This is a genomic window from Streptomyces sp. Je 1-4 4N24, assembly GCF_026239515.1.
In the GTDB taxonomy this organism is placed as follows: domain Bacteria; phylum Actinomycetota; class Actinomycetes; order Streptomycetales; family Streptomycetaceae; genus Streptomyces; species Streptomyces nigrescens.
Genome location: NZ_CP110836.1, coordinates 8,746,973 through 8,759,092 on the forward strand (window position 1 = coordinate 8,746,973; position 12,120 = coordinate 8,759,092).

The following is a 12,120-nucleotide window of genomic DNA, read 5'->3' on the forward strand; positions in this document are numbered from 1 at the left end:
CGAGAGGCCGGGCCGGATTCGTGGCATACCGTCAAAAGCCCAGGGGCTGCGGCCGGGTAGGCATCAGGGCCTGTCCGGCCGGGCCTGATGGGCTCTTGCGGTCTGACGAGTCCGCAGAGCCCGGCTGTCGGTCAGGCCGGCCGCCGGCCAGGTCCCGCCCGTCAGCACACGGGCAGGTGCCGGGCGAAGAACGAGAGCACGTGGTGGCGCACCAGGGGAACCGACACGGCCGGGTCGATCGCGCCGACCAGCTTGGTCCGGTCGGCGGCGGTCATCAGCCCGGCGGCCTGCAACTGGGGCACGAGGGCGGCGTAGTCGGTGAACACTCCGTGCGCGGCGTGGTCCAGCTGCCGGCGGCTGGTGCATCCGTGCTGGTGGGCGAGCATCGCCGACCAGGAACGCTCCAGCTCCTTCTTGTAGGGGAAGCCATCGGTTCCCAGCAGGAGCAGCGGCCGGTCCGTGCCGTACCGGGCGATCGGGAAGAGCTTCCCTTCCTGGCCGGGGGAGGCCGGTGGGTGGTCCAGAAAGCCCTCCAGGTTGACCGCGGCGTGGAGGCGCCGGTCCTCGTACATCGCCTCCGCGGCGGTGGTGCCGCCGGCCGAGTGGCCGTAGATCCCCACCCGCCGCACATCCAGTGCACGACCGAGGTGCTCCGGCAGCGGGCGTCCCTCCGCGTCCGGGTTCCGCCCGGCGGCCAGCGCTTCCAGCTGGTTCAGCACGAACCGGGTGTCCGCGATCCGGGTGCCGATCACGGTACGGAACAGCTTCGGGTCCGAGCGGGGGTCTCCCCGGAAAACCGTTTCGCGGACCTTCTTCCTCCCGGCCCCGGCGTGCGGGAACTCGACCTCGCTGCCGTCGCCGGGGTGGTCGAGGGTCACCACCACATAGCCGCGGCTCGCCAGTTCTTCGGCGATACCGGTGCCGAAGGTGCGCGGGTCGCCGCCTCCCGGGCTGTACAGCAGCACCGGCCGCCGCACGGTCTGCGCGGGCGCGCCCGTGTGTGCATGGGTCCTGGTGGCCGCCCAGTTCACCCCCTTCGCCGGCAGTCCCTCATGGAAGAGGGGCTCGATGAACGGCAGACGCTCGGCGGCGCCCCTGGTCATCTGCGGGGCGACCGGGTAGCCGCGGACGGTGCGGGCCGGATAGAACACCGTCGCCATCACTTCCCGAACGGGGAGCGGCTCCCACGGGTCACGCCTGGCGCGATCGACCAGATACAGCGTGGTGGACCCGATCCGGTGCGGCCCGGTCGGCGCCGGCAACCGTACGGTGAGGTCCTTCGCGGTGCGCGCCGTCCCGGGCTGTGCCTGCGCGACGCCGCCGCCCGCGAGCAGCATCGTGGCCGCCGGCACGGCCGACTTGGTGACGGTCCGACGGTTCACTCCCGCCACCTGCCCACCCCCGGGCACGCCCTCAACGCCGCGCTCCAGCGCAGACGATCCGCCCGCTCGCTCACCCTCGTCGACGCTCTTGCGGAACATGACTCTCCCCTTGTGCCTCTGTGACGTCAGTCCTTGTGCCTTCCGGCAGCCCCTGAATGAATAAAGGGGGCATGACCTGGAGAGTGGCACCCAGCGGGGAGGACGGACCATCGTTCAGGCCCTGCCCGAAACGATGGCGATGTGCCACCAGGGAGAGTAGTGATCCGGGTCCATTTCACGGCTGCCGACTTCGCCCAGGTCCGGTTCGCCCCCCGGCCGGCCCCGCTGCAAGAGCTGAACGTGGCCCTCATGAAGATGTGCTCCCCGGACGACGCGTTGCTCTTCGGCCGCTGGCGACGACGGCTGCTCCAGTCCCTGCCGCCCGCCGTCGAGCCGCTGAGTGACCTGGTTCCCGCCGAGGTGGCCCCCCACTTCCTCGATGTCTTCAGCGACACTCTGAAGGAGGGGCTGGACACCGTCCGAGCATCGCCACCGGACCTGGTCCGCTCCGAGATCGAGCGGGTGTACGCCCGGCAGCCGACCCCGGCTCCGCTGTGGCTCCGCGATCTGTACCGGGGCGACGGCGACGCCTGGCGCCTCCTCCGCCGGGCACAGCACGCGGCATTCGATACGGCTCTGCGCCCCGTGTGGCCCTTGGTGCAGGACCTCCACCAGGCGGAGTTCACCCGCCACGCCCTGACCGTGGCCGAGCACGGCATCGGCACCGCACTCACCGAACTCGCCCCGGGCGTCCGGCTGCACGAGAACGTCTGGGAATTCGAGGCGTCCTACGAGCGCGACATCGCGCTGGGCGGTCGCGGCGTACTGCTGCTGCCCACCTTCCACTGGACCGGCCCTCCCCTGATCGCCGACCTGCCCGAGCGCCCCGTGGCCGTGACCTATCCGGCCGGACCGGGTCTGCCGCTCGCGCCGGCCGGGGCGGTCGGCTCGGACGAGGCGCTCGCCGGTGTGCTCGGACGGACCCGCTTCGACATCCTGCTGCTCCTCGGGGAGGAGCACACCACCAGCGCACTCGCCCGGCAGCTGAACGTCAGCAATGCCACCGCTTCCGCCCACACCGCCGCACTGCGCGGCGCCGGCCTGATCACCAGCACCCGCGCGGGACGGGCGGTCCTGCACCGGCGCACGGCGCTGGGGAGTCTGCTGGTGCGGTGTCCTGGCCGGGGGACTCGCCCTGTCACGGTGCGTGACCGAGGTTCACCAAGGTAGGAGGGGCGGCGACCAAGCCGCTCGCTCGCCGCCCGCATTCCCTGAGAGGTAATCTGAAATTCACTGCACCTGCTCCCCAATGCCGGGGAGGGCATATGACCGCCGGTGTGAGCCTCCGCCCCAGCAAGGCGGACGCACTTCGCTACACGCCCATCGCCGAGCACGGCATGATCGGCGATATGCGCACCGCTGCGCTCGTGGGTACGAACGGCACCATCGACTGGTATTGCTGCACACGATTCGATGCGCCCAGTGTCTTCGGGGCCCTGCTGGACGCCGATCGCGGCGGGGCCTTTGAACTGGCCGCGGATGTGCCCGCCCGGACGAAGCAGTTCTACTTTCCCGACACCAACATCCTGATCACGCGGTTCTTCGCGGACAACGGTGTCGGCGAGGTCCAGGACTTCATGCCGATCGTCGACGACTCCCGCGAGGCGGACCGTCATCGGCTGATCCGGCGGGTGCTCTGTGTGCGCGGATCACTGCCGTTCATCGCCCGGGTGGCTCCGCGCTTCGATTACGGGAGAAGCGTGCACACCGTGAGCTCCCGGCAGGGCCAGACCGTGTTCGACTCCCCGGCGCTTTCGCTGGCGCTGACGTCCAGCGTTCCGGTCGAGATCGACGGTCCGGATGCCCGGTGCTCGTTCACGCTGGACGAGGGCAGTGCCGCGGTGTTCGCCCTCGACCGGATCGGTGACGGGGTGGAGCCGCGGGCCTGTCCGCTGTCGGAGGCGGAGGATCTGTTCGGCGCCACGGTGCGCTATTGGCGCAGCTGGCTTTCGCACTCCCGCTATCGCGGGCGCTGGCGGGAAATGGTCCACCGCTCCGCGCTGACCCTCAAGCTCCTCACCTACGCGCCGACCGGCGCCATCGTGGCCGCTCCCACGACCAGCCTGCCCGAACAGATCGGCGGCGAGCGGAATTGGGACTATCGCTATGCCTGGGTGAGAGACTCCGCGTTCTGCATCTATGCGCTGCTCAGACTGGGCTTCACCGATGAGGCCAAGGCCTTTGTGCACTTCCTGTCCCAGAACATCTGCCTCACGGACTGCGCCGACGGCCCACTGCAGATCATGTACGGCATCGACGGCCGCAGCGAACTGCCGGAGGAAGAACTCCTCCACCTGGAGGGCCACCTGGGCTCAAGCCCCGTCCGGATCGGCAACAACGCCGTCAACCAGCTCCAACTGGATATCTACGGTGCACTCATCGACTCCCTCTACCTCTACGACAAATGGGGAGAGCCGCTGTCCAGCGAGCACTGGGACACCGTCGGCAAGCTCGTGGACTGGGTCTGTGACAACTGGGACCAGCCGGACGAAGGTATTTGGGAGACCCGCGGCAAAACCCAGAACTTCCTGTACTCACAGCTGATGTGCTGGGTGGCGCTGGAACGGGCGATGCGGATCGCCGCTCACCGGGGGCTGCCGGCGGACATGCTCCGCTGGGGAAGGGCCCGGGACGCCATCTACCGGCGAATCATGGAGCGTGGCTGGTCCAGCAAGCGAATGGCGTTCGTTCAGCACGAGGGCGACGACGTTCTCGATGCCGCCGTTCTGATGATGCCGCTGGCCAAGTTCATCTCCCCGACGGACCCGAAATGGCTGTCCACTCTGGACGCATTGGGCGAGGAGCTGGTGTCCGACTCCCTGGTCTACCGCTATGACCCCGGCGGCAGCCCGGACGGACTGCGCGGTGAGGAAGGCACCTTCTCGATCTGCTCGTTCTGGTATGTCGAGGCGCTGTCCCGTGCCGGCCGTGTGGACGAGGCGCGGCTCGCCTTCGAGAAGATGCTCACCTACGGAAATCACCTCGGCCTGTACGCCGAAGAAATCGGCCGCACCGGCGAGCAGATCGGCAACTTCCCCCAAGCCTTCACCCACCTGGCACTCATCAGCGCCGCATTCAACCTCGACCGTGCCTTGGGCTGAGGCCCGCGGAAGAGCCACTCTGCTGCGCGAGCGAGAATTCCGAGGCCCGGCAGGCCCGGTGGGCAAAAGCGGAGAGTGCGGAGGTCTTCGCGTCACGCCGGGCACCCCGTACGGAGTCCTCACATGGCGTGGCGATGCGCGCGGCCTTACCGTCGGCTGAGAACCCGTCCCGATGGCGGGGAAAGGCTGAGGCGCACTGCCCTTCGCACGTCGGTGCGCCCCAGCCGTCATCTTCGGGTTACGCCTCGCGGTGGGGATCGTAGACGTATGGAGTCGTGGTGCTCAGAACGGTGAACCCGAGTCGTTGCAGGATGGGGCGGCTCTGGTCGGTGGCGTCGACCTGAAGGTAGCGGTAGCCGAGGTCGGCGGCGGTCCGGGCGCGGTGGGCGACCAGAGCACGGTAGATACCCCGGCCTCGCCAGGCAGCCACGGTGCCGCCGCCCCAAAGGCCGGCGAAGTCGGTGCCTGGGTTCAGTTCCATCCGCGCTGCGCACACGGGCAGGTCGCCGGCCATCGCGACGACCATGCTGATGGTTTCGGAGTTCTGGGCGAGCTGGGCGAGCAGCCGCTGCCGCAGGCGTGCGCTGCTGGTGCCGAAGGCTTGCTCGTGGACGTCCGCCACGAGGTCCACCCCGGCGGGGTCGGTCACCGCACGCAGGTGGACACCTTGGGGCAATGCGGCGTCTGTGGGCAGGCCCCGGACCGGCGCGACCATTACTGCCTCCTGCGGCTCGGGCGTGAACCCGGCCGACTTCAGCCGCCTCCCGAGGTCACCGGGACGGTCGTGGGCGTATGCCTTCCATTCGAACTCGCGCCCAAGCGTGGCGAAATACCGCGCCTGTGCTCTGATCGCCACATCCGCGGTGGTCCGGTCGAGGTCCGACCAGAGGACGCCGTTCCAGTCGTGATCCGCGCCGACCTGCCGCACGACGTTGCCGTCACGCTCGACACGGGTTCCGGGGCTGTCGGCCTGCACGTCGCGCCTCAGCTGGCGGTCGAACAGGGCGAGTACTTCCTCGTGATTCATCCGCGCACTCCAGCATGGAGAGGGAAGCCGTACCACTGAGTTTCCCCCGTTCCCCGCCGACGTGAGCGATCATCTGGAGCTTGAGAGGCACGGCCGGGTTTTCCCAGTCGAGCGTCTTTCTGGGCCCGCAGCTCGGGGCACTGCTCGATCCGTCTCAGCCTTCCGGACGCTCTTCTTTTCTCGCCAGAGATCAGCGATCCGGATTCGTCGTGCTCGGACAGGTGGCGGCACGAGACGGGCGGTCGCCGTCCTCCGCCCTTGCCGTCGAGCGGGTGAAGGATGAACGTGCGCACCTTGCCTGTGATGGGCTGAATCGCGGGCCGCGTCCTCGTGCCAGACGGCTTCGTGCGACGATCAGTTGAACCTGAGCAGAGGTGCGGCGGGGCGTACTGCCGGACCGCCGCTGTCACCTGCTCCTGGCTGCCGGCTGAGTTCAACGGGCGAAGCCCTGGGCCTTCTCGGGGGGATGGTCCAAATACCTTGTCACTTGACGTTCAGACAGTCCAAGTCCCCCGATTCCTGACAGAACTCTTGACGCATCGTTCACACATGGTGAACATGCATCGGGCAAGAGAGCGCTCCCATGAACTTCAATCGTTCACTTCCTGAATCAGGAGAGCTGCTATGCCCACACCCCCCACTGCCGGTTCGGCGCCCCGCGCGCCGAGGCCCTCCCGCCGCAGCGTGCTGGCCGCGATGGCAGCTGCCGTTCCGGCCGCGGGCCTGCCGGTCCTCTCTGGCCGGGCGTCCGCTGCGCCTGCCGCCGGCGCGCTGCCGGGCGGCGGCGACCTCGGCCCGAATGTGCTGGTGTTCGATCCCGCCACGCCCAACATCCAGGGCACTCTCGACGAGATCTTCAAGCGGCAGGAGTCCGCCCAGTTCGGCGAGGGGAGATTCGCGCTCCTCTTCAAACCGGGCACGTACCGTGGCCTGAACGCCCAGATCGGCTTCTACACCTCGATCGCGGGCCTCGGACTGTCGCCCGGTGACACGACGTTCCACGGCGATGTCACCGTCGACGCCGGCTGGTTCAACGGCAACGCGACACAGAACTTCTGGCGCTCGGCGGAGAACCTCACGCTCCACCCGGTCAACGGCACCAACCGGTGGGCGGTGGCACAGGCGGCGCCGTTCCGGCGGATGCACATCAAGGGCGGACTGAACCTGGCGCCGGACGGCTACGGCTGGGCCAGCGGCGGCTATATCGCCGACAGCCGTATCGACGGCAGCGTGGCCCCCTACTCACAGCAGCAGTGGTACACCCGTGACAGCTCGGTGGGTGGCTGGAACAACGCCGTGTGGAACATGGTGTTCTCGGGCGTCGAGGGAGCCCCCGCGCAGAGCTTCCCCGACCCGCCGTACACCACTCTCGACACCACCCCGGTCTCCCGCGAAAAGCCCTTCCTCTATCTCGACGGGGCGGACTACAAGGTCTTCCTCCCGGAGAAGCGCACGAATGCCCGCGGCACGACCTGGGGGAGTGGCACGCCAAGGGGCGAGTCCCTTCCGCTCGGCCAGTTCTATGTCGCCAAGCCCGGTGTCGACGCGGCAACCCTCAACGCGGCGCTGGCCCAGGGCCTCAACCTGCTGCTCACACCCGGGATTTACCACCTCGACCGGCCGGTCGAGGTGCGGCGCCCGAACACCGTGGTGCTGGGGCTGGGGTACCCGACCCTCGTTCCGGAGAACGGTGCGACGGCCATGAAGGTCGCCGATGTCGACGGTGTGCGACTCGCCGGATTCCTGATCGATGCCGGCCTGGTCAACTCCGCCACACTGCTGGAGGTCGGCCCCGAGGGTGCGTCCGCTGACCACGCCGCCAATCCGACCACGGTTCAGGACGTCTTCATACGGATCGGCGGGGCGGGCCCCGGCAAGGCGACCACCAGCATGGTGATCAACAGCAACCACACCCTCATCGACCACACCTGGGTCTGGCGGGCCGACCACGGGGACGGTGTGGGCTGGGAGACGAACCGGGCCGACTACGGGGTCCGGGTCAACGGGGACGACGTCCTGGCGACCGGGCTCTTCGTCGAACACTTCAACAAGTACGACGTGGAGTGGCGCGGCGAACGGGGACGTACGGTCTTCTTCCAGAACGAGAAGGCCTACGACGCGCCCAATCAGGCCGCGATACAGAACGGCGACATCAAGGGGTACGCCGCGTACAAGATCGCTGATGGCGTGACCACCCATGAAGGGTGGGGCCTGGGCAGCTACTGCTACTACAACGTGGATCCCACCATCCGTCAGGAACACGGCTTCCAGGCGCCCGTCAAACCGGGCGTGAAGCTCCACCATCTGCTGGTGGTCTCCCTGGGAGGCAAGGGGCAGTACGAGCACGTGATCAACAGCATCGGCGCTCCTACCTCGGGCACCTCGACGGTGCCGTCCACGGTGGTTTCCTATCCGTGACCCTCCGGGTCACCGGGACCCGTGCGATCGGCTCGGCCTCCGCCGTCACCGCCATGGTGCTCGGCACGGTCGTCGGCGCGGTCCCCGCCGCCTACCTGGGCACGTGGGGCAGTCGGACCGGCACCGGTCAGCTGCCGCTCTCGCGGCTCGCTTTCGGGCGCGGGGTGGCCCTGCCCGGCATCATGCAGTGGCTCTCCTCCGTCGCCTGGCATGCGCTCATCGGCCTCTTCGGCGGTGCGGCGCTGGCCCAGCTGCTCGGCTGGCCGTTCTGGCTGGGGGCACTGGTGGTTCTGCTGCTCCAAGGGGTCGTCGGCGTCTTCGGATACGAGGCCCTCCATCAGCTCCAGCGGGTGATGACCTTCGTGCTGGGCGCCGCGTTCGTGGTGCCCAGCGTGCAGCTGCTGTCCGGTGTGCCGCTCCCCGTATCGGGCTCCGCGCGCGGCGGCGAGCGTCTCGGCGCCTTCGTCCTGACCAGCACCATCGCCCTCAGCCTGGCCATCTCGTGGGCGCCGTACGCCTCGGACTTCAGCCGCTACCTGCCGCGTACGACGTCCCGGCCCCGGATGTTCTGGTACTCCCTGCTCGGCATGGTGCTCTCCTTCGCCTGGGTCCAGGCGCTGGGGCTGTGGGGAGCCGAGCTGTTCACCGACCAGACCGCCGCCGGGGTGCACGGGCTGCTGGGCGGCGACGCGCGGCTGCGTGCCAAGGCCCGGCGGGGTGCGCCGATCGGCATCGAGGCCGAGTTCGGCCGCCCCCAGCCCTGGTGGCCCGCTTGTGTCGCCTTCGTCGCCGCCTTCGCCGCGGCCGTGCCCTTCATGAACACCACCCTGTTCGTCGGCCCGGTCGCGGCCGCGCTGCATGGGGATGATTTCGCCTACTACATTGCATTCCTGGCCTATATGGCGGCTTATGTGCCTTTGCGGCTTTTTGTGCGCACCGCCAGGACCGAGGCGGCGGAGCCGGTCGTGGCTGCGCCGGGCGGGGGCGGGTGAGCCGGGCGCACGGTGTGGCCGGTGAGGAGTATGGGCGCAGCGCTCACCTCGTGACGGTGTCCGGGGCGCCTGCGCCGCTTCTGCGGGGTTGTTGGGTGACGTGTCAGGTGTGATCGGCCTGCCTTGGGGTTGAGCAGGTTGGTGCCGAGCCCGGCCCGGAAGGCGGAGCCTCTTCCGGAGGCGAATGATCCGGTGGACTCCTCATCGGAAGTGGCCATGGCGGCGGCACCTTTGAGGTATTTCCATTCACCATGCACCTTTTGTTGCCTGCACCGCCACAGCGCCGAAAGGCCCAGCCAGCCAAGTACCCGGCGCCGGCGATCCGCAGGGCGTCGTAGGTCAGGCGGGACGCGGTGAGCAGTGACGAGGGAGGGGCCACCGCGGCGATTGAGGGCCTGTGACCATGTCCGGCGCCCCTCGGCGGGTCCCGGCTGCTGCCGCCATTCGGCCTGCCCGTGCAACGAAAGGCATGCAGGCGCTTTTACCCGACGGATCGTGAAGCAAACCGGTGGGTGATTTCCGAGTGCCCGCGGCGGAATCGGGCACCCGATTGTCCGGAGGATGACAACTGTGGTTCCCCTTCTTCCGACGCTGCCGCACTGATCATTTTCGGTGCCGGAATCGCAGGGCGGTCCCGAGGGCCCGTAGCGGTCATCGGCGCCGCCCGGCTTCTGGTCCGGTGAGGTGTTCGGCGGCGCACCGCTTGCCCGTATCCGCTGGGGCGGGCCGGGGTTCGATCATTCCGATGTTGCGAAGGGCAAACATTTTCTTCCGAACTCGGAAATGTGTGGTTGACACCTCGGGAAGAGGGCACGCTTTCCGATCTGAAGGTAAGTCGACGCGATACGAGGTGAGCTTTATCATGTGCACCGCCGAGGCTCCGCGCATGGTCACGGCGTCGCCGGTGCTGGAGCTTCAACTGGACTGCTATTCCGAAGCCGTCGGGCCTGCCCGGCACCTTGCGGCCACGTTTCTGGAGCGTCTGGAGCCCTCCCTGGACAAGGACGCCAAGGACGCGGTGATCCTGGTCGTCTCCGAACTGGTCACCAACGCCGTACGTCATGCGGGCGGCGAGTTCTGCACGTTGCGGCTGACGTCCGGCCCGCATTCGGTCGTGGTCGCCGTGGGCGACTCCAGCCCTGTTCTGCCGCGCCCCCGCACGCCCGATGTGACCGGAGAGGGGGGCGGCTTCGGATGGTCGATGGTCTGCCGCCTCGCGGCATCCGTAGAGGTCCTCAGGAAGCCGGCCGGTAAAACTGTGACGGCGGTCATCTCCCGCCAGGGTGCCTCGCGCACCGGCGAGCCGGGCCCTGACGCAAGAGTCACGGCCTGAGAGCGAACCGTCCGCCCCGCATTTCTCCGTGATTCCCGTCACCCCCATGGGGTGACCCCGTGGACGTGAATATCGCCGAGGGATGCGCAGAATCCGCGACGCCGGTGCTGAGTACAGTCACAGCCCGGCTATAAGCCTTCTTGTGGGAGCCGGGGGTCGGGGCGCCCCTGTTGCGTAACGGCGGTGTGACCGAACGCATTGGGCAGTGGCAACTCCCGCCATCCATCGGGCCGGATCCTCACGGATCCTCACCGGATCCTCATCGGCGAGGGCGCCATGGGAGACGAAACCGGAGGGGGTGGCGACCGTGCCCAGTTGTTGCCGGAATTCCTTGCCGGTGGAATCTGCATTCGATGGTGCCGTATCGCAGTCAGCCGAATCTGTGGCACCGTCAACAATCCGCCCGGCTCACCGAGTTACTCGGCGAACCGGCGGAGACGGAAATCTGATCGCGTCCGGCGAGGGCCACTCGATGGCCTTCTTTTCGCAGCTTTCGGGCGCCCGGCGGCATTCTTCCCGCGCTCAGGAGAGGGCGTCCGGCCAAGGAACCTGGGTGGCGGTCGGGGCCGTGTAATCGATTCCCGGTACCGCGAAGCCATAGAGCCGCTGGACCTCGGCATGGAACCAGTCGAGGTCGGCGAGGCGGGTGATGGTCTCGGTGGTGGCCGTCTCCCACCGCTCGGTCACGGCGGCCTGCACCGCGCTGTTGAGTTCCCAGGAGTCGAGACGGACCCGGCCGTCGTCGTCGACATCGAGGGGCCGGGCACCGGTGAGTTGGTCCCACAGGCCGGCCAGCTGGGCGATCGGCGGCACCATGGCGTCGCCCAGGACGCCGCGCAGCAGGCCCACGTAGAGCGCGATGCCGGGGATGGCGGTGGAGGACTGGGTGACCGCGGCCCCGTTGACGGAGGTGACCGCACGGCCGCCGACCAGCTTGTCCAGGCGCTCGTTGAGCGTACGGGCGGTCCCTTCGAGGTGAGACTTGGCGGCGCCGATGGTGCCCTGCCGGTAGATCCCGTCCGTCAGAGGGGAGCCGATGTAGGACAGGGCGGCAGTGGTGAATCCGTCGGCGAGCAGCTCACGGTCGGCGAGTTGGTCGATCCACCGCTCCCAGTCCGCGCCGCCCATCACCGCGACGGTCTGCTCGATGTCGTCCTCCGTGGCCGGCGCCGTCTCCACCTCCTTGACCTCCGGAGCCCCCTCGCTGTCGAAGACGAGGGTCTTGGTGCGGTACGCCTCGCCGATGGGCTTGAGGGCGGAGGTGTAGGTGGCACCGGTGTCCGGGTCGGTGCGGCGCGGGGCGGCGACCGAGTAGACCAGATGGTCCAGGCGGCCGAAGCGCTCCCGGAGCACCTCCGCGACCTGGTCCTTCATCGCGTCGGAGAATGCGTCGCCGTTGAGGAAGACCATCTCGTGACCGTGCCGGCGGGCGAGTTCAGCGGTGGCGGCGGTGCGGTACCAGCCGGCGGTGGCGGTGCGCCGCTCGGTGGGGGCCTTCTCGAAACAGACGCCGATACCGCGGATGCCTACCCGCGCGAGGCCGGCGATCGTCGCGGCCAGCCCGTAGCCCGCCGAGGAGCCGACGATGAGTGCCACCGGAGCGCTGCTCGGGACCTCGGCGGGGGAGGGGACGGCCTGCCACATCTCCTGCACCAGGCGCTCGCAGCCCGCCGGATGGGAGTCGAGGAAGAGGAAGCCACGGCTGCGCGGGGTGATGACTCGTTCGCTCATGAGGCACGTCCTTCGGGTCGTCGCGGAGGAAGAGGCG

General features: G+C 68.6%; 8 protein-coding genes. 5 read left to right on the forward strand and 3 right to left on the reverse strand.

The window, feature by feature from the left end; genetic code table 11:
- Window positions 1-161: 161 nt before the first annotated feature.
- The gene (locus SLV14N_RS37965; RefSeq protein ID WP_263273418.1) at window positions 162-1,337 is read right to left on the reverse strand and encodes an alpha/beta hydrolase; all 1,176 of its coding nucleotides are present in this window, start codon (window positions 1,335-1,337) and stop codon (window positions 162-164) included.
- Between the two features lie 303 nt (window positions 1,338-1,640).
- Between SLV14N_RS37965 and SLV14N_RS37970 the strand changes: the two genes are divergently transcribed.
- A complete protein-coding gene (locus SLV14N_RS37970) occupies window positions 1,641-2,651 on the forward strand; it encodes a helix-turn-helix transcriptional regulator (RefSeq protein WP_263272893.1) in 1,011 nt (336 codons plus the stop codon).
- A 95-nt stretch (window positions 2,652-2,746) separates the two neighbouring features.
- Window positions 2,747-4,582, forward strand: a complete 1,836-nt coding sequence (locus tag SLV14N_RS37975; RefSeq protein WP_208687388.1) for a glycoside hydrolase family 15 protein — start codon at window positions 2,747-2,749, stop codon at window positions 4,580-4,582.
- Between the two features lie 238 nt (window positions 4,583-4,820).
- Here the strand turns inward: SLV14N_RS37975 and SLV14N_RS37980 are convergent, their stop codons facing one another.
- On the reverse strand, window positions 4,821-5,609 hold the full coding sequence (locus SLV14N_RS37980) for a GNAT family N-acetyltransferase (RefSeq protein WP_263272895.1): 789 nt from the start codon (window positions 5,607-5,609) through the stop codon (window positions 4,821-4,823).
- A 624-nt stretch (window positions 5,610-6,233) separates the two neighbouring features.
- On the opposite strand from SLV14N_RS37980, the gene SLV14N_RS37985 reads away from it, so the two are divergent.
- The 3 genes from SLV14N_RS37985 (at window position 6,234) to SLV14N_RS37995 (ending at window position 10,352) form a co-directional block, all read left to right on the forward strand.
- Entirely contained in the window at window positions 6,234-8,027 is a 1,794-nt protein-coding gene (locus SLV14N_RS37985; RefSeq protein WP_263272897.1) for a coagulation factor 5/8 type domain-containing protein, read from the forward strand.
- On the forward strand, window positions 8,024-9,019 hold the full coding sequence (locus SLV14N_RS37990) for a cytosine permease (RefSeq protein WP_263272899.1): 996 nt from the start codon (window positions 8,024-8,026) through the stop codon (window positions 9,017-9,019). Before SLV14N_RS37985 ends, SLV14N_RS37990 begins: the two co-directional genes overlap by 4 nt.
- A gap of 862 nt (window positions 9,020-9,881) precedes the next feature.
- Window positions 9,882-10,352, forward strand: coding sequence for an ATP-binding protein (locus SLV14N_RS37995; RefSeq protein WP_263272901.1), 471 nt, complete (start codon window positions 9,882-9,884; stop codon window positions 10,350-10,352).
- A 522-nt stretch (window positions 10,353-10,874) separates the two neighbouring features.
- On the opposite strand, the gene fabV is transcribed toward SLV14N_RS37995, so the two are convergent.
- Complete coding sequence (gene fabV, locus SLV14N_RS38000; protein ID WP_263272903.1) at window positions 10,875-12,083, reverse strand: enoyl-[acyl-carrier-protein] reductase FabV; 1,209 nt, start codon at window positions 12,081-12,083, stop codon at window positions 10,875-10,877.
- Window positions 12,084-12,120: the final 37 nt, after the last annotated feature.

Coding starts and splice junctions, on each gene's coding strand:
- SLV14N_RS37965 (WP_263273418.1), bottom strand. CDS start 1,337: ATGCTGCTCGCGGGCGGCGGCGTCGCGCAGGCACAGCCCGGGACGGCG.
- SLV14N_RS37975 (WP_208687388.1), top strand. CDS start 2,747: ATGACCGCCGGTGTGAGCCTCCGCCCCAGCAAGGCGGACGCACTTCGC.
- SLV14N_RS37980 (WP_263272895.1), bottom strand. CDS start 5,609: ATGAATCACGAGGAAGTACTCGCCCTGTTCGACCGCCAGCTGAGGCGC.
- SLV14N_RS37985 (WP_263272897.1), top strand. CDS start 6,234: ATGCCCACACCCCCCACTGCCGGTTCGGCGCCCCGCGCGCCGAGGCCC.
- SLV14N_RS37995 (WP_263272901.1), top strand. CDS start 9,882: ATGTGCACCGCCGAGGCTCCGCGCATGGTCACGGCGTCGCCGGTGCTG.
- fabV (WP_263272903.1), bottom strand. CDS start 12,083: ATGAGCGAACGAGTCATCACCCCGCGCAGCCGTGGCTTCCTCTTCCTC.